The organism is Clostridium sp. D53t1_180928_C8 (genome assembly GCF_015667795.1).
GTDB lineage: Bacteria > Bacillota > Clostridia > Clostridiales > Clostridiaceae > Clostridium.
In genome coordinates, this window is record NZ_JADPEL010000002.1 from 1 (window position 1) to 18,048 (window position 18,048).

Consider the following 18,048-nt stretch of genomic DNA (forward strand, 5'->3'; position numbering starts at 1 on the left):
CTAAACTACTATTATCCATATTGGATACCTCCTTGTATTATAGTTGTGGTCGGCAAACCTACTATAATTTTACAACGGAGGTTTTTTTATTTCTACTCACCGCTAGAAGCTTTCCGGAACCACAGGTCGAACCTGTGGTATTCTAAATACAATAAAAAAGGTTGTAGTTTAAACTACAACCTATAACAATCTAAAATTATCTTCTATTTTGTTCTTTTTTAGCTCTTCTGCAAGCTAAACATCTTGTAGGTTCGTTATCGAATCCTTTTTCTTTGTAGAATTCTTGTTCTCCTACTGTGAATACGAATTCGCTTCCGCAATCTCTACATGTTAATGTCTTATCTGTCATAAATATTCCTCCTAAAATTAAAGATTCTAAATTGATATAATAATCTCTAATTTTCGAGAAACTATCTACCTAAATGAAACTTTTTTATTTGTTAGCAAATCTGCTACTCTTTTATAATAACATATTATATATTTAATTGCAACCTTTTTTAATGATATTTTAAAATTATTTAAATTTAATACAATATTTTCTATCAAAATACATTGTTTTTCCTTTTAATTTATCCCACTATCAACTTGCATATAATTAACTTTTTATATTTTAAATAAGATTACTTACAATAATAAAACGCCATTATAAAATATATAATTTCTAGTTTTTATTTTTTATTTTTTATTTTTTTTAAACATTGTTGCACCTAAAGTAGCCATTAAACCACCAATAGCAACAACTACCCCAGCCCCTATAGGAGCCCCTGTTTGCGGTAAGTTTCCATTTGGCTTTCCTGTACCTTGTGATGGTTCTTCTGGTTTAACTGATACTCCTGGTTCTTTATCGTCATCTGGAGTTTCTGGTTTTTCTGGTATCTCTGGTTTTTGATTATCTCCTGGATTTTCAGGTTCTTCTGGTATTTCTGGTGTTTCCTCTTCAGTTGCTACTCCAACAAAAGTAGGCTTAATTTCAAATATTTCTGTCTTTCCTATATTATCTGTCCATTGCAGTTTTACTGTCACAATATTAGTTGCTTCATCTAAAACAAATTCATTATAACCTTCTGTTAAGCTTCCTAGCTCTATCCACTCTCCTGATGATTTTTGAGCTGTAACCTTAGCACCTGAAATATTATCAATTCCTTGAACTACTGTTATTTTAGATGATAATTTATTATCTAAAATTTTATAAACTAATTCATCTCCTGCAACAATATCTCTGCTTGGTATATAGGCAGAGTTTAAGTTATTATCCCTTGTGTTTTCTGCTCTATCAATATATGTTCCCTTAGCAGTTGTAGTTACTAAGTATTCTTCAGTTAAATTATTTACAGTAAATTCTCTTACCTTTATCCAACGATCCCTGTATTTTGTTGATGTTGCTCTCAAATATCTAGCTTCAATATCTAAATCCTTAATTACAATATCATTAGGGCCAAAATCAACATCTATTTCAGTCCAATTTTCCCCATCTACAGAATATTCAAGTATTCCATTATTTATAAAGTCTTCATCATGACCTTGTAATAATCTTATATCTCTAACATTCATTGTCTTTCCTAAATCTATTTGAATGTAATCTCCCTCTTGAATAAATGGAGTTGTTACAAGTTGTGTTCCTGTATCATAATCATCTCCATAAATAGCTTGTCTGTGTGGTCTGTCAGGATTTATTGGTCTATTAGTTGTCATTGTTATCTCTGGCATACCCTCTGTATGGATTTTTATAGATTCCAAGTTAACTTTTGTATCATTTAATGCCCTTATTCTAAAGTACTTACCTGTAACAGGTTTTACTTCTCTAAATGATGAACCACTTTTTACTTCTTGCCAATTCCAACTTCTATTATCTAACGAAGTTTCTATTACAAAGTCTTCTGTATTTAAAACTCCTGTAGTAGTTAATGCAACTACTCTTTTTATATCATTTAATGCAATTCCTATAATTTCTCCTTCTTTTAAAGATACTTCTCCGATATTATCTAAGGATACAAATTCTTCATCTCCATCTGTTCCCTTTAGTATATTTACCTTTGATGAATCAACCTTTCCTAATGCCTTTTCACTACTTTTATTTACATTTACTTTAAAATCTCTAACAAATAACTTATTATCACTATCCTTAGTAGCTCTATATCTAACATATCTTGCTTCAATATCACATTCTACCAACACTTCTCTATTAGTTGGATTCGTAACTAACTCTGTCCAATTAGTACCATCGACAGAATATTCTAATGTTCCATCTAAAAGTATTTCTGTATCATATCCAGTTTTACCCATTAATAAATACACATTATTTAATTTTTCTACTGTCCCTAAGTCAAATCCTATATATTGATTAGATTTAATATTATCCTTTGACCAGAAACCATTATCTAGTAACTTATCAAACATCTTATCAGGTCCATGTGTCGCTTTAGGCATGTACCATTGTTCATATTCATTATGCTCTATATTTCCAATAGATGTGTAATTATACTCTTTATCTTTTAATACTGTTGTTTTATTATCAAAATATTTATTTCCAACTTCATGAGCTTCCCTTATAAATGGATCTACAACTAAATTAGCTATTAATTCCTTCTTACTATCTAATTCTAATAAGGCTTTTGTTCCCTTATATTTATTGCTCCAGAATCCAATCATATTATCTGATTTTATATCTTTCAACATTTCAACTGTCATTAATCCTGTATTAGCATACATTTCAAATTTTTCTAAATGACCTTCGATTTGTTCTAATAGCCTTTCATTTTCTAATGTATTTCTTAAGGTATCTGGAGTAGATTTCATTTTTTCAAATTCAGAAGTTAATTCATTTAGCTCACCACTTACATCTTCTCCTTTATTCCACTTTTCCCACATTGAATTTATAAGAGAATTTAATTCTGGTGAATCTGGTCTTCCTGTATCTAATCTTGTAGTGTGATTTGCAAATTCTTTTAATGAATCTTTAGCTTCCCCACCTACTATTTCTAATGCTGTATCCCAAGATCTATTATAGTCATAATTCTTAGTATTCCATGCATAGTCAGCACCTGTTATAGTTGATATTTTAGATGCTTCAGCAAATCTCATGGGATTAACAATAAATCCTGATATTTCATCATCTAAATTTGTATCTAAATCATATATTGGTCCTAATGCTAATTTATCCTCTTTATAATCATTAACAGGATAGTTCCACCATAACATCATTTTCTTACCGTATATATCAGTTACTTTATTAGCATCTTCCATAGATACTCCACCTGGAGGAATAACATCATTTCCAGTCCACATAACTTCTATATCTTCATCTAAAGTATTAGCAAAATCTTGTGTATATTGCTTTATATTTGTACTATTCATTTCAAACATAGAGCTAGCCCAATACTCTTTAGGAACTGTTATTAATGTTTTAACACCTTCTCTTGTCTTAACAAACTCTTCATTAAATCTATTTAATATTTCAGCCTGCTTAGCTCCTTCATTATTTTCTATATCATCCCAAAGTATGGCAAATCTTCTAACCCCCATATCATATAATGTTTGTGCTTTGTTAATTAAAGCTTGGAAATCTGCTTCTGCCTCTGCTGCATTTTCTCCATTTTCACCTTCAAACTTAATATCTAAACCTGGAGAAATAGCAAATACAAAGTCCACTTTATTTGCATCTGCAGTATGTATTAATTCTTGCATTCTATCAAGTTCTGATGCTGGATATGGTTCTCTCCAAAGCTTTCTATGATATGGATCAGATTTAGGTGCATATATATATGCATTCATCTTATTTTCACCATACATTCTTAGCTGATCTAGCCTTTCTTCTTGAGTCCAAGGTGTTCCATAAAACCCTTCTACTACAGCTCTTAATTTTACACTTGGTTCATCCTTTATAGTAACTTCTTCTATATTTTTATTATTATCATTTTCTATAATTTGCTTTAATGTTTGAACTCCATAAAAAGTCCCTGATTCATCATTACCTCTAATAATTATTTTATCGCCCTCTTCACTATCCCTAGTTACTAAAACATACCCTTCTTCTTTAGTAATCGTAGATGCATCTACTCCAGTTTCATTAAGAGCTTCTTCCAATTCAGTTATATTATCATTAACTTCACCTATATATATAGTTGTAGCACCTTCAACTAATGTTTCATTAACAGTTATATTCATGCTAGATAAAATACTTTTTAATAATTCAACAGCATACTTATCTGCTTCACTTCCTCCAATTATATTAATTGTTTCTGTTAATTCTACTTCATTTTGTAAAATTTCCATGCTTTGTGGTAATGGATTAATTGTTAAATTATTATTAGATAAAGTACTTACCACTTCTCTTGTTATTTCATTAGATGCTTGTACGCTTATTGATGCCATAGAATTTACAGCTAACATTGCTACTAAGCACATACCCAATTTCCTTGCAAATTTTGCTCTTGCCATATCTCATCTCTCCACTCTATAAAATATTTTCAATATAGTTTTTTCTATAAATTTAGCTTTTTTTACAAAAAAAAAGCTAAAGGATATAGAAAAAATCTATTCCCCTAGCTAATGCCTACTTATTTGTAGTTACACGCCTGTTAATTTATTAATTATATTAACTACACTTTACCATAGGCTTTCTTTTCGGTAAACATTTTCATACATAATCCCTAGAATTTTTCCATAATTTCTAAAATTTTTACTATAACTCTGATTTTATAAATTACTATATTGACACTCTTTTATTAATCACAGCATAATTTTAATATATCGTTAAAAAAATTAAAATTTTAAGACAATTTCGAATTTTCTCTCAGAAACCCTTTACACACTTTGTCGAATATTGTATATTATAGTTGTAATTTGTATAAACTAAAAAGTTAAATATATTTATGTAATATAAAGAAAGGGTGATATTATGGCTAATATCGGAATATTCGACGTTTTGGGTCCAATTATGATTGGTCCATCATCATCTCATACAGCTGGAGCTGCTAGACTTGGAAAAATAGCAGGAACAATTGTTAATAAACCTATTAAAGAAGTAAGTTTTCTTCTTCATGGATCATTTAGAGAAACATATAAGGGGCATGGAACCGATCGTGCTCTTGTTGCAGGAATATTAGGATTTCTTCCTGATGATCCTAACCTTAAAGATTCTATTTCAATTGCAAATGAAAAAGGAATAATCATTAGATTTCTTCCGGCTGATTTGGGACAAGTTCATCCTAATACAGTTAAATTTTTAATTAAAGATATTGATGATATTGAATGGGACGTACTAGGCTCTTCTATTGGTGGTGGATTAGTTGAAATCCATGAGATTAATGGAAAAAAAGTTAAAATAACTGGTGAATATCCTACTATTATTACTTGCCATGATGATGTTCCTGGTACTGTTTCTAAAATATCTACCCTTTTCTATGAAAATAAAATAAATATTGCTTTCATGTCACTTAGTAGAAATCAAAAAGGTAAAGATGCTACTATGACCTTAGAAGTTGACACTAATATTTCAGATGAAATTATAAATGAAATAAAATCAATAAATGGAGTAAACCGTGTTATTGTAATTAATTCTTTAGGAGGATTTTAACTATGAATATTGCAAAATCAGGTAAAGAACTTGTTAATATATGCCAAAAAGAACAAATATCTTTAAGCGAATATGCTATTCGTAAGGAAGTTGAAGCTAAAGGTGTTTCACGTGAAGAGTTATTTTCACAAATGAAAAATACACTCAATGCAATGAGAGAAAGTGCTACTTTAGGTAGAGAGAAAAAGGTGTATTCCCTTAGTGGACTTATTGGCGGAGATGCTTATCGTCTACAACAATATAGCAATTCTGGCAAATCCCTAATGGGTAGTGGTATTGTTACTGCAATGGCTATGGCTATGTCCTCCTCTGAAGTTAACGGTTCTATGGGTAAAATTGTAGCGTGTCCAACTGCTGGTTCATGCGGTATATTACCTGCAGTAATTTTAAGCGCTGGAGAATTATTAAATAAAACTGATGACGAGCTTATTACCGGATTATTTGCAGCTTCAGCTATAGGAATGATTATTGGAATGAACGCTACCTTCTCTGGTGCTGAAGGAGGATGTCAAGCTGAATGTGGTTCTGCTGCAGCAATGGCATCAGGTGCTGTTGTTGAACTTATGGGTGGAACTCCAGAAATGAGTTTAGATGCTGCCGCTATTATTTTCAAAAATGTATTAGGTCTTGTATGTGACCCTGTTGCTGGTTTAGTTGAAATACCTTGTGCAAAAAGAAATGTATCCGGTGCAATAAACGCCCTTTGTACAGCTGATTTAGTAATGGCTGGTGTAAATTCAAAGATTCCTTTTGATGATGCCCTTTCAGCAATGTATAAAGTTGGACTAGGAATGCCTGCTGAATTAAGAGAAACTGCTTTAGGCGGTGTTGCCATTACTGAAACTGGTTTAAAACTTAAAGAGAAAGTATTTGGAAAAACTAATAATTAATAGGGGGATTAAGATATGAATATTATATTTGGAACGATTCTTTTACTTATAGTTCTTGGATTATTTACTTTATTCAGTTATAAAGCTCCAAATGGAATGAAAGCTATGGGGGCACTAGCTAATGCCGCTTGTGCGAGCTTCTTAGTTGAAGCATTCCATGATGCATTCTTTGGAGGAGTATTAAATATTGGATTTTTACAAAGTGTTGGTGCCGCTAATGGTAGCTTAGGTGGGGTTGCTGCAGCAATACTTGTACCCCTAGCTCTTGGTGTTTCTCCAGTTTATGCAGTATTAGTTGGACTTGCATGTTCAGGATTTGGTATTTTACCTGGTTTTATTGCTGGATACCTTATATCTTATGTTATTAAATTCTTAGAAAAGAAAGTACCTGCTGGTTTAGACCTTATTGCTATTATAATTATTGCAGCTCCACTTTCTCGTTTAATAGCATCAGGTATGACACCAATTGTTAATAGTACATTATTAAAAATAGGTGATGTATTACTTTCATCTGCTAATTCAAGTCCTATAATTATGGGAATTATTCTTGGTGGAATATTAACAGTAGTTGCTACAGCTCCACTTAGCTCAATGGCTCTTACTGCTATGCTTGGATTAACAGGAGTCCCAATGGCTATAGGTGCCCTAGCAGTGTTTGGTTCTTCATTTATGAACTATGTATTCTTTGGAAAAATGAAATTTGGTTCTAAAAAAGATACTATTGCAGTTGCAATAGAACCTCTAACTCAAGCAGATATAATTAGTGCTAATCCTATTCCGGTTTACGTAACAAACTTTATAGGAGGTGCATTAAGTGGCATAATAGTTTCTCTTATGGGATTAGTAAATATGACCCCTGGTACTGCCACTCCAATTGCAGGCTTTGCAGTTATGTTTGCCTATAATCCAGCTATAAAGGTATTAATAGCTGCTGCTGGTTGTATTTTAGTAAGTGTTATCAGTGGATATATCGGATACTTCATCTTTAAGAATAAAAAAATTCTTACTGCTGATGAGATTAGAAATCCACAAGCAGCTTAATTAGCTTAAATATATTTTTTAAGGAAGAAGCCCATATGAAAATATTTATCAACGGGCTTCTTCCTTACTTTTAAAATCCATTACTTTATTTCTACTATTTATAAATATCAGTAATTCTTATTGTAAATATTAAATTTATATCAATAAATTTAATTAAAATGCTAATTTTCTAAAAATATTTATTATACTCTTATCATGCAAACTCTTTATAAGTGATACAAAAATGGGTAATCCTAATAATCCTATCATTCCAAATAAATGAACCCCTAACAACATACTCATTAATGTTATTAATGGATGAAGTCCTACTTGTTTTCCTACAAGCTTTGGTTCAATAATATTTCTAACAATAGTAATTGCTATATATAACGTGCCTATTCCTATTGCTACTTTATAATTTCCAGATATTATAGCAATAATAACCCATGGTATCATTACTCCCCCACTTCCTAATACAGGAAGTATATCAAATAGTGAAATAGTAAATGCAATAATCCCAGCATTGGATATTCCTATAATTGAAAGCCCTATCCAAATTTCAACAAACGTTATTATCATAATTAATGCATATGAATATATACACTTAAATACAGTATCAAATATATATCGCTTACTTTCTCTTAAAATAATCGTTACTTTACTTGGAATTAAGTTTTTTATAAAATTAATTATTCTATCAAAATCAATTGTAATAAAAAATGTTGCAATAACAGTGATTATTGTCTTTATAAATATACCAGGAATTAATGTTGCAATATGAGAAAGTCTTGTTACAGCATCAGTAGATAATCCACTTATAATCTTACCTATTGATTTTATAACCTCAAATGAGCCTTGTTCTAAAAGCAAAATAATCTCTTGATCTAAGGAGCTTATTACTCCCTCAATATTGCTAAATATATTTTCAATAAAAGGAATAAACATTCCTGTAAATAACTCTGGCAAACTACTAAATAGCTTTTTTATAAATACATAAGATTCACATCCAATGTTAACTACTAATAAAATTGTAAAAATAAAAAATATTATTACCATTAGTATAGAAATAATTCCACGTTTTAAGTTTGTTTTTTTTACTATAAATCTAATAGGATAACTTAAAATACATGCTATTATAAAAGCTATTATAAAAGGTATAAATATAGGAACTATAAACTTTAATATAAATAATGTTATAATAGCTATTACACTAAAATAGCATATTTTTATTAGAAAGTTTTTTTGCTTTTTTAATATTAATTCACTCTCAAAATTCAATATTGCTTCTCCCTCCTAGACACTATTTATATAAAATAAGAACATTAAATTTTTCTTTATCACACAAATAACTTTTAATTTCTCCATTTTACTTTTGGAATAAAATTAGTTATAAACTTTCCCTTTCCTCTTTTCTTTAAATAAAAATACCCAAAAAATGAAAATATAAATGCACCTATAAAATTAACAAATAAATCCTTCATAGTATCTATAAGGCCAATATCAAGATATCCTCCAACACCTAGACTTTTACCATTAATAATTACTTCCTGTATATTTTCAATGGTTACTGGAATATTATGTCCATCTGAATTTAACTTTACTGAATTTATAATATTTATAATGCTATCCTTTTGCATATCCATATTAAAGAATATATCCATTCCACATTCAAAAAACTCCCATAATACTCCTATTGTCATTGAAAAACAAAATGCTACCAAAGCTTGATATACTGGTGATAATGAAACTGAAACTCTTTCATTTCTATTTAAAATATCAACTAATGCAAAACCAATAGCTGCTGCTAAAAATCCATTTATAGTATGAAGCATAGTATCCCAAAATGGAAATTTAACATAATAGGCACAAATCTCCCCTAAAATTTCTGCCGCAAATATAAACAATAGAATAATTGTTTCTAAAACACTTGGAAGTTCTATATGAAACTTCTTTTGTATAAAACTTGGTATCATAAACAGCATTAATGTTAATATGCACAAAAATAAATTTTCATAATTTCCCCTCATAAATGCAAGTACCATTTCTATAACTACTATTGTTCTTAAAAAAATATATATTATAAAAGTACTCTTATTAGATTTAAATTTTTTTAATTCGATATTACCTTTATGCCTTAATCTTCTCATTAAACTCACCATTATAATAATAAAAATATACAGACTTAAATTTTTTAAAATAAATGAATGAAATAATAATTGCCAACACCTCAGCAAATGGAACGGAAATCCATAATCCTGTTACTTTAAATAAACTAGGTAGAATTGTAATTCCAATAATTAAAAATACAAATGTTCTTAAAAATGATAATATAGCTGATACCTTACCATTAGATAAAGCTGTAAACATGGATGATGCAAATATATTTAGCCCCTTAAACAAGAAAGCTATTGCAAATATAGGCAATCCTTTTGCTGCAATAATAAATACACTACTTCCAACAGGAGCAAAAATTGACACAAGATTTTTTGAAAATATTACACATAATATACAAACTGTTATAGAAGAAATAAGTAGCGTTCTCACACTTATTTTCAATATTTTCCTTAAATTCCTCCTATTTTCTTCTCCGTAATTATAACTTATAAGAGGTGATACCCCCATAGAATACCCCATATATATAGCAACCAAAAGTGAATCCGTATAAAGAAGAACACTAATTGCTGCAACTCCATCAGGTCCTATCATTTTCATCATAGCAATATTAAAAAGATAAATAGTTATACCTCCTGCTAAATTAGATACCATTTCTGAAGAACCATTCATAAGACTTTCTTTTAAAACTTTAGTATCAAATTTAGGTTTTATTAAATATAAAGTACCTTTTCTATTTACAATAAAATAAAGTAACCCTAAAATACCTGGAATAGAGTATCCAATTCCTGTCGCAAGTCCAGCTCCAGCAAGTCCCATGTTCAAACTTCCTATAAATATATAGTCAAGTATAATATTTGTTATTCCTCCTACTGCTACAAAACCTAAACCTAATGCTGATTTACCTGCTGTTACAAAAAAAGACTGAAAAATTACCTGAAGCATTAAAGCTGGCATAAAACCTAACATAATTTTCATATAATCATAACAATATTGAGATACAACATCATTAGCTCCTAAAACTTTAATTAATGGGTTTATAAAAACATTACCAATTACTAAAACAACAATACCAACTACAATTCCCATAAGTACTAATAAAGAGAAATTTTCTCTTGATTCTTTGCTCTTTCTCTCTCCCATTTTTCTAGCAACTATAGCACTACCACCAGTTGCTAACATAATACCTATTGTACTTATAACCATTATAAATGGACTAATAAGATTTACAGCAGATAACGCATCAGTGCCAACAAAATTAGATATAAAAATTCCATCTACCATAGTATACAAACTCATAAAAGTCATCATAATAACTGTTGGTATAGAAAATTTAATTAATGATGCTATAGTTATTTTCTGTGCTAAAACATTACTCATCTTTCTCCTCCTAAAAACTTAGAAATTAAGCTTATACTTTAAATTTTTACAAAAAAATAATGATAAATAAACTTATCAATTTAAGGCTTATAAATAACTTTTAAAACTTCTATATAATACAGATAATCTAACCCTATTCGCCCTTTCTATTGACTTCATCTATATCTATCATATAATCTAAAGTATACAGTAACTGTAATGTCAAGAGGTGAATATTAAAAATGGCTAATAAAAATTATATTCTTTTCACAACTGGTCAATTTGCAAAATTACATGATATTAATAAACGAACATTAATATACTACGATGATATTGGACTCTTTTCTCCAGCAATAAAAAAAGATAATGGTTATAGGTACTATACATATTTACAAAGTCCTGTTCTTGAAATGATTCTTACATTAAGAGAACTTGATATGTCAATTGAAGATATACAAAAATATCTAAACCACCGTTCTGCAGAAGCCTTATCTAACTTAATAACTACAAAACTTACTGAAATTGATAATAAAATTAAGACTTTAAAAAAAATAGATAATCTTCTTCTTGAAAAGAAGGAACTATTAAATATAGAGCTTTGTAGTAATCTAGATAAAATTGAAATTGTTGAATGTAAAGAAGAGTACTTATATCTTAGTGAATCTATAACAGATATAACTAATGAAATAGATTTATCAACCATGATTGAACACGCAAAAAAATTTCATACTAACCGCTTATTTAACCATAATTTTGGTAGTATGATTTCAATAGATAAATTAATTAAAAATGATTATAATAATGCTGATTACTTCTTTACAAAAATAAAAAAGCCAACAAAAAAATCAGGATTGTTTATTAAACCTAATGGTAGATATATAAAAGCCTATTGTAAAGGTAATTGGGATGGCCTTCCATATAAATATAATGAAATATTATCTTTTGCAAATGAAAATAACTTAAAGCTATTAGGTTATGCTTATGAAGAAGGAATTAATGAACTTACAATTAAAAATATGGATGAATATATAACACAAATTACAATTCATTGTGAATAAATACCTTAATTATAATCTGTGTTGCTAATAATTTAGTTTATAAATTTTATCCTTATATAAAAAACGTACCACTACTTATGGTACGTTTTTTTATCTATATAATATAATTTTTTATAGAGCTCCAATTCTCTTAAGTGTATCAGTAATATGTCTACCTTCTTCAACACCTTCAATAATTCTTCTAGCTCTTACACTATCACCTATGTTAACAACTTCAACATTAGTTCCAGCAAATTTACCTTGTAATTCTGCCATTAATGGAGAGTATGCTCTCATTCCTAAACATACAAATCCATAATCAAAATTAATTTCTTCATCTGCTCCATCTTTATTAACTATAAAGCTATGATCCTTAATTTCTAATAATGAAGTTTCAACTCTTACATCTACTTCCTTCTTCTTAAGCATAGTCATGAAGTCAAGCTTAGTTATTATATCCATACCATTACCTACAGCTGGCATTCTTTCAACTATAGTAACGTGAGAACCTTTGTGAGCAAAATATTCAACTACATCTAGTCCAACAGCTCCTCCACCTATAACTCCTATTTTCTTGCCTTCTAAGTTCATTTCATTAAACCTTTCAATATTATTTATTAATCCAAATATTGATAGCACTTTTGAATCTTCCTTATCAACTCTATCATGTAATCCAGCTATTGGAGGTAATAATGGAGTAGATCCTGTAGCATTAACAACTACATCTGGTTTTAAGTTTTCTATTGCTTCCATTGTAGCAGTAGTATTTTTAAATATATAAAGATTTCTTAACTTCTTAGCTCTGTTAATTAAGTAATCTGGGAAGTCATTAATTCTATCCTTAGCTGGCAATTTAGCTATTTCCCTAGCTAATCCCCCTAAATATGGCTTAGCTTCAAATAAGAATGTTGTACATCCAACTTCAGCAGCTGTACAGGCAGCTTCAAGACCTGCAGTTCCTCCACCAATAACAACAACATTAACTAGTTTGTTTACTTTCATTGAAGTATGAGCTTCTTCTCCTAAAATAACTTCTGGATTTATTGTACATCTTACTGGTCTATTTATTCCGATTCGATGTCCAGCACATCCAATATTACAAGATATACATTTTCTTAACTCATCTTCTCTTCCACTTTTTACTTTATTAACCCACTCTGGATCAGCTATAAGTCCACGTCCCATTGCTAATAAATCAGCATGTCCTTCTGCTAATATCTTTTCAGCAATTTCTGGGTTTCTAATATTTCCTGAAGTTATAACTGGCTTATTGAACTTTTCCTTAAAAGCTTTAGCCATATATGATCTCCAACCATCTTTTAAGTAGTTAGCATCTATTTGATATTGAAGCGTATCATTAACCGCTGCAGATACATTTAATATATCTATTTCATCAACAAGATATTCTATCATATTTAATGTATCTTCTAATGTATTTCCACCCTCCATAAATTCATCAGCACTAAATCTAAAGCTTATTGGGAACATTGGTCCTACTGCAGCTCTAACCTTTTCTAATACTAACTTAGGAAATCTTACTCTATTTTCTAAGCTTCCACCAAATTCATCCGTTCTTTTATTATATAATGGTGATAAGAATTGACATAATAAGTAAGAGTGTCCTCCATGAATCTCAACAGCATCAAATCCAGCCATTTGAGCTCTTCTTGCAGCATCTGCATACTTGTCTGCAATTTCATATATTTCCTCTACTGTAAGTGATCTTGGAATAGCTCCACCTGTTTTGGAAGGTACATTTGAAGAAGATACCGGAGTATGTCCTTCTATTCTTCCCGGTACAGCTGATGCTCCAGAATGATTTATTTGAATAGCAACACAAGCACCATGTCTATGTAATCTTTCAGTTAATCTAAATAAATTTGGTATATATCTATCATGGTCTAATCTAATTTGAGTTGTTCCATTTGAACCTACTGGAAAATCAACACAAGCATTTTCTACTATGATTAAACCAGTTCCACCTTTAGCTCTCTTTTCATAATATTGAACATGCTCTTCAGTGAAATCCCCCATTGCCCCACCATAGTTTGTTCCCATTGGAGGCATAGCAACTCTATTTCTGATAGTCATATTTTTAATTGTTAATGGTGTAAATATGTTTTGGTACTTATTCATCCTACATTCTCCTATAAATATATATTGATAAAGTTTTAACTTTTGTTTTCATACATTTCCTTAGATAAGTATAACCCTATAGCAATTATAAATCTAATGAATATTTTTATCTTTTTCTATAGATATAATCTATATAAAAGATATGAGTTAAGAAGTAAACATAAAGAGTTAAAGTAAAAAAACTCGGGTTTCTTTTTAATATAAACTTTAAAAATTCACATAACCGAATTATTCCATAAATTCTTCACTTTTACTTCAAAAATTAAAAGGCTGTGCATATATCTACAACAGCCTACTAATATTATTTATTTCTAGTGATATAGTCTTCTAATGCTTCCATTGCTAAAACATAACCTTTTTCACCGAACCCACACATTTGTCCTATGCAAGCTGGAGCTGTCTTAGATTCTTTTCTAAATTCTTCTCTAGCATGTACATTTGAAATATGAACTTCAACTGTCGGAATTCCAGTATTTCCTTTGATTGCATCATGTAAAGCTATGCTATAGTGAGTGTATGCACCTGGGTTTATAACAACACCATCAAATTTTTCAAAGTAAGCTCTTTGTAAGAAATCTATCATAGTTCCTTCACAGTTACTTTGAAGAAGTGTAACTTCATGTCCTCTTTTTTCCCCTTCTTCTTTTATGTAATGACAGATCTCAGTAAAACTCTTTGATCCATATATTCCTTTTTCTCTAACCCCTATCATGTTTATATTAGGTCCATTTATTACCATAAATTTCATAATTAATTCCTCCCAAATTTTAATTATTTACTACCAAATAAGAATTCTTTCATGTGTTCTATTGGCATTTCTTCTCCAGTCCAGCATTTGAATGCTTCTGCACCTTGGAATAACATCATTCCTAATCCATTTATACTTTTACATCCAACTTCCTCAGCTAATTCTAGTAATCTAGTTTTTGCTGGTTGATATACAACGTCACTTACTATAAGATCTGGTCTTAACATATCTTTTTCTATGTAAGTTTGACCAACGTATGGTTTCATACCCATTCCAGTAGCATTTGTGAATATTGCAGAGTCAGCAATTTCTTCTCTTAAAGCTTCCTTATCTTCTAATCTAAATAATTTAGCTTTACAGTTAGTTTTTTCATTTATTTTCTTAACTGTTTCTTCTGCTCTTGCAAAGAATTCATCATCTTGATTAAATATTGAAAGTTCAGCTACTCCATCTAAAGCTGCTTGTATACAAATTGCTGTAGCTGCTCCACCAGCTCCAACTATAGTCATCTTCTTACCAATAATATCAAATCCAGCATCACTTAATGATCTCATATAACCAACACCATCAGTTATATGTCCAGTTAAAATACCATTATCATTTATTACTGTATTTACAGCTCCTGCAAGTTCTGCAGCTGGAGTTAATTTATCTAAGTATTTATGAATAACAGTTTTATTTGGCATTGAAACATTGCATCCTCTAGCTTGCATTGCTTTTAAGCCTTTTACTGCATCTTCTAATCCATCATTTCCAACTTCAAATGCAAGGTAAGCATAATCTAAACCTAAGTATTGGAATGCTTCATTATGCATCTTTGGTGAGCTTGTATGCTTAATTGGTGTTGCTAATAATCCTATTAATGTAGTATAACCTGAAATACGTTTTTCCATTGTATTCTCTCCTTTATATCAATAGCCTCTTACTATAAGCTACTCTAATCAACTTAATCGTCTTAGTATTTTTGAATAAAAATAATGAACGTTAAATATTTAACACTTAATTCACTTTTATTATATTCTAGTATTCTATACTATTCCAATTGATTTTAACCACATTATCTATAGATACAACCTATATATTATATCATATTATATAACTATACTTTATGAATTCACTTAATAAATATCTATTTCATTATAAATAATATCCTAAATCTTAAACCTAATTTATTAAATTAATGAATTAGCTAGTGTAAAAGGAGTTTCTATTAATATATAAAAATAATGATGAATTTAAGATATAAGTATCTTAACTCATCATTATAAAAATCTTATGCAATTGATTCTTTATTTTTCTTTATCCATTTATAGTACTTATCTTGACATTCTATAGAACAAAACTTATTTCCATTCCAGAAGTCTACATAATTAGTTTCGCCATTACAAACACTACATTTAAGTGTTTCTTTGACTTTCATCATATTATATTGCCCCATATTTAATTTGTTGAATTTCATTTTATATGCCCCCTTATAATTTAAATTATTATATATATTTTATCACTTTTATATCTAATTAGTAATTCTTTTTATAGATATTTTCTATCAATTTTATAGTTTTTTTCTATATTTTTATTATATATAATTCATTTCCTATTACATACATTAGTTAAATTATTGACATATTATTTCATCTAATATATTATTTATCGTAGCGTTAAATAGTTATATTCCATTAATAAAATATTCAACACTTAATTTTCAATCTGTTAATTTACAACCTTTACATAGGCTAAATATTATCAGCATTTTAATATTAATTATTGGGAGATAATTTTATGAAGTTTAATTTTACAAAAGGAAAAAATAAATCTACTGAGCTTGCTATAAGAATGGCAATATCTCTTGTACTAGCTCTAATTATCGGCTCTGCTTTCATATTACTAAGAGAAACATTAATTGCTAATGATAAAATCTTTATATGGAATACTATTAATAATATTTTATTTCAAGATATAACTACTGATGAAGGAAGAAACTCTATAGGTATCTTTTACATATTAGGGCAGCTATTTATTAACTGTCTTCAATTAATAATAATTCCAATGGTATTTTCATCAATAGCACTTGCTATGTGTCATATTAGTGATACTAAAAAACTTGGAAGAATATCATCAAAAACACTATTAGGATTTTTAGCTACATCTGTATTTGCATTAGCAACTGCATGTCTATTTGGTTTTACTGCTTACAAGCTTGGCTTCTTTAATATTAATCTTTCTAGCGACGTTGCTACATCTGTGACTACAGCTAGTGGAAATAATCCCTTGCTTGTAATACTTAATGCTGTTCCTAATAACATAGCTAACGTTATGACAAATAATTCAATGGTATTATCCATAGTATTTTTAGCTGTAGTTGTTGGTTTATGTATTAATTCTCTTGGTGAGAAAATATTAGTTTTAAAGAGTTTACTTATTGATATTAATAATATAATTAGTGTATTTTTAGGGTTTATTATAACTAAATTTAGTCCTATTGCTGTTTTCGTATTAGTTACTAGAACTTTTGCAGTATATGGGCTAGATCGTTTAAAACCGGCTTTAGCATATATGCTTACAGTTGCAATTGCATCAATAATATTTTTAATGATTGCTTACCCACTATTTGTTTATTTATTAACTAAATTAAATCCAATTATATTTATGAAAAAAATTGCTAAAGTTGCTCTTTTAGGTTTTTCAGCTGCAGCCTCTTCTGCTGCATTATCATTAAATGAAAAAACAACAGTTGAAGAACTTGGAGTTGATAAAGATATTGCCTCTTTTGTACTTCCCTTAGGAATGACTATTAATATGAATGGTACTGCAATAATGCAAGTAATAGCAGCTATATTTATTGCTGCTAGTTCTGGTTACTCATTAACTATTCAAAATATAATATTAATAGCAGTTTTAGCACTAATAGCTTCTATAGGAACACCATCTGCACCTGGTTCATCATCAATAATACTTTTCACAGTATTAACAGGAATGGGATTTAATAATGAAGCTACACTTATAGCTTATTCATTAATTATTGCTATAAATAGACCTATAGATATGCTTATTACTTGTTTAAATGTAATTGGCGATTCTGCAACTGCTGTTGTTGTTGCTAACTCTGAAGGCTCTTTAGATAAAAATATCTATAATAATTAAATTAAAAGGAGTATCTACTACTATCTTAGA

The 18,048-nt window shown here is 29.3% G+C and carries 14 protein-coding genes; 5 read left to right on the forward strand and 9 right to left on the reverse strand.

Annotated elements, in window-relative coordinates; genetic code table 11:
* Positions 1-196 precede the first annotated feature (196 nt).
* Complete coding sequence (locus I4V51_RS01515; RefSeq protein WP_195986573.1) at positions 197-349, reverse strand: zinc-ribbon domain-containing protein; 153 nt, start codon at positions 347-349, stop codon at positions 197-199.
* Between the two features lie 326 nt (positions 350-675).
* Positions 676-4,437: a beta-N-acetylglucosaminidase domain-containing protein gene (locus I4V51_RS01520; RefSeq protein ID WP_195986574.1), complete on the reverse strand. Its 3,762-nt coding sequence runs from the start codon at positions 4,435-4,437 to the stop codon at positions 676-678.
* 460 nt (positions 4,438-4,897) lie between these two features.
* Between I4V51_RS01520 and sdaAB the strand changes: the two genes are divergently transcribed.
* Genes sdaAB through I4V51_RS01535 form a run of 3 tightly spaced genes read left to right on the forward strand, consistent with a single transcriptional unit; the run spans position 4,898 to position 7,506 of the window.
* Positions 4,898-5,575: an L-serine ammonia-lyase, iron-sulfur-dependent subunit beta gene (sdaAB, locus tag I4V51_RS01525; protein ID WP_195986575.1), complete on the forward strand. Its 678-nt coding sequence runs from the start codon at positions 4,898-4,900 to the stop codon at positions 5,573-5,575.
* A 2-nt stretch (positions 5,576-5,577) separates the two neighbouring features.
* The gene (sdaAA, locus tag I4V51_RS01530; protein ID WP_195986576.1) at positions 5,578-6,465 is read left to right on the forward strand and encodes an L-serine ammonia-lyase, iron-sulfur-dependent, subunit alpha; all 888 of its coding nucleotides are present in this window, start codon (positions 5,578-5,580) and stop codon (positions 6,463-6,465) included.
* A gap of 15 nt (positions 6,466-6,480) precedes the next feature.
* Positions 6,481-7,506: a PTS sugar transporter subunit IIC gene (locus I4V51_RS01535; protein ID WP_195986577.1), complete on the forward strand. Its 1,026-nt coding sequence runs from the start codon at positions 6,481-6,483 to the stop codon at positions 7,504-7,506.
* Between the two features lie 153 nt (positions 7,507-7,659).
* Here I4V51_RS01535 and ytvI read toward each other — a convergent pair whose 3' ends face one another.
* The 3 genes from ytvI to I4V51_RS01550 all read right to left on the reverse strand — a co-directional run bounded on the left by ytvI (position 7,660) and on the right by I4V51_RS01550 (position 10,977).
* A complete protein-coding gene (gene ytvI / locus I4V51_RS01540) occupies positions 7,660-8,763 on the reverse strand; it encodes a sporulation integral membrane protein YtvI (RefSeq protein WP_195986578.1) in 1,104 nt (367 codons plus the stop codon).
* Positions 8,764-8,837: 74 nt separating this feature from the next.
* Complete coding sequence (locus tag I4V51_RS01545; RefSeq protein WP_243281354.1) at positions 8,838-9,632, reverse strand: hypothetical protein; 795 nt, start codon at positions 9,630-9,632, stop codon at positions 8,838-8,840.
* Positions 9,613-10,977 carry an MATE family efflux transporter gene (locus I4V51_RS01550; RefSeq protein ID WP_195986580.1) on the reverse strand — a complete coding sequence of 455 codons (1,365 nt, stop codon included), beginning with the start codon at positions 10,975-10,977 and terminating at the stop codon, positions 9,613-9,615. Before I4V51_RS01550 ends, I4V51_RS01545 begins: the two co-directional genes overlap by 20 nt.
* Positions 10,978-11,198: 221 nt before the next feature.
* Here I4V51_RS01550 and I4V51_RS01555 point away from each other — a divergent pair, with 221 nt between their 5' ends.
* Positions 11,199-12,014 carry a MerR family transcriptional regulator gene (locus I4V51_RS01555; protein WP_195986581.1) on the forward strand — a complete coding sequence of 272 codons (816 nt, stop codon included), beginning with the start codon at positions 11,199-11,201 and terminating at the stop codon, positions 12,012-12,014.
* 111 nt (positions 12,015-12,125) lie between these two features.
* On the opposite strand, the gene I4V51_RS01560 is transcribed toward I4V51_RS01555, so the two are convergent.
* The 4 genes from I4V51_RS01560 to I4V51_RS01575 form a co-directional block, all read right to left on the reverse strand.
* Entirely contained in the window at positions 12,126-14,129 is a 2,004-nt protein-coding gene (locus I4V51_RS01560; protein ID WP_195986582.1) for an FAD-dependent oxidoreductase, read from the reverse strand.
* A gap of 301 nt (positions 14,130-14,430) precedes the next feature.
* Entirely contained in the window at positions 14,431-14,877 is a 447-nt protein-coding gene (aroQ, locus tag I4V51_RS01565) for a type II 3-dehydroquinate dehydratase (protein WP_195986583.1), read from the reverse strand.
* 23 nt (positions 14,878-14,900) lie between these two features.
* A complete protein-coding gene (locus tag I4V51_RS01570; protein WP_195986584.1) occupies positions 14,901-15,770 on the reverse strand; it encodes a shikimate dehydrogenase in 870 nt (289 codons plus the stop codon).
* Positions 15,771-16,150: 380 nt separating this feature from the next.
* Positions 16,151-16,336, reverse strand: coding sequence for a hypothetical protein (locus tag I4V51_RS01575; protein ID WP_195986585.1), 186 nt, complete (start codon positions 16,334-16,336; stop codon positions 16,151-16,153).
* Between the two features lie 320 nt (positions 16,337-16,656).
* Here I4V51_RS01575 and I4V51_RS01580 point away from each other — a divergent pair, with 320 nt between their 5' ends.
* On the forward strand, positions 16,657-18,018 hold the full coding sequence (locus I4V51_RS01580) for a dicarboxylate/amino acid:cation symporter (RefSeq protein WP_195986586.1): 1,362 nt from the start codon (positions 16,657-16,659) through the stop codon (positions 18,016-18,018).
* The last annotated feature ends 30 nt before the right edge of the window (positions 18,019-18,048 follow it).

What these genes read in the sequence shown, in the direction of transcription:
- I4V51_RS01575 (WP_195986585.1), bottom strand. Translation starts at nt 16,336, where the DNA reads ATGAAATTCAACAAATTAAATATGGGGCAATATAATATGATGAAAGTC.
- I4V51_RS01520 (WP_195986574.1), bottom strand. Translation starts at nt 4,437, where the DNA reads ATGGCAAGAGCAAAATTTGCAAGGAAATTGGGTATGTGCTTAGTAGCA.
- I4V51_RS01515 (WP_195986573.1), bottom strand. Translation starts at nt 349, where the DNA reads ATGACAGATAAGACATTAACATGTAGAGATTGCGGAAGCGAATTCGTA.
- sdaAA (WP_195986576.1), top strand. Translation starts at nt 5,578, where the DNA reads ATGAATATTGCAAAATCAGGTAAAGAACTTGTTAATATATGCCAAAAA.
- I4V51_RS01555 (WP_195986581.1), top strand. Translation starts at nt 11,199, where the DNA reads ATGGCTAATAAAAATTATATTCTTTTCACAACTGGTCAATTTGCAAAA.
- I4V51_RS01545 (WP_243281354.1), bottom strand. Translation starts at nt 9,632, where the DNA reads ATGAGAAGATTAAGGCATAAAGGTAATATCGAATTAAAAAAATTTAAA.
- I4V51_RS01535 (WP_195986577.1), top strand. Translation starts at nt 6,481, where the DNA reads ATGAATATTATATTTGGAACGATTCTTTTACTTATAGTTCTTGGATTA.
- I4V51_RS01580 (WP_195986586.1), top strand. Translation starts at nt 16,657, where the DNA reads ATGAAGTTTAATTTTACAAAAGGAAAAAATAAATCTACTGAGCTTGCT.
- sdaAB (WP_195986575.1), top strand. Translation starts at nt 4,898, where the DNA reads ATGGCTAATATCGGAATATTCGACGTTTTGGGTCCAATTATGATTGGT.
- I4V51_RS01560 (WP_195986582.1), bottom strand. Translation starts at nt 14,129, where the DNA reads ATGAATAAGTACCAAAACATATTTACACCATTAACAATTAAAAATATG.
- aroQ (WP_195986583.1), bottom strand. Translation starts at nt 14,877, where the DNA reads ATGAAATTTATGGTAATAAATGGACCTAATATAAACATGATAGGGGTT.
- I4V51_RS01570 (WP_195986584.1), bottom strand. Translation starts at nt 15,770, where the DNA reads ATGGAAAAACGTATTTCAGGTTATACTACATTAATAGGATTATTAGCA.
- I4V51_RS01550 (WP_195986580.1), bottom strand. Translation starts at nt 10,977, where the DNA reads ATGAGTAATGTTTTAGCACAGAAAATAACTATAGCATCATTAATTAAA.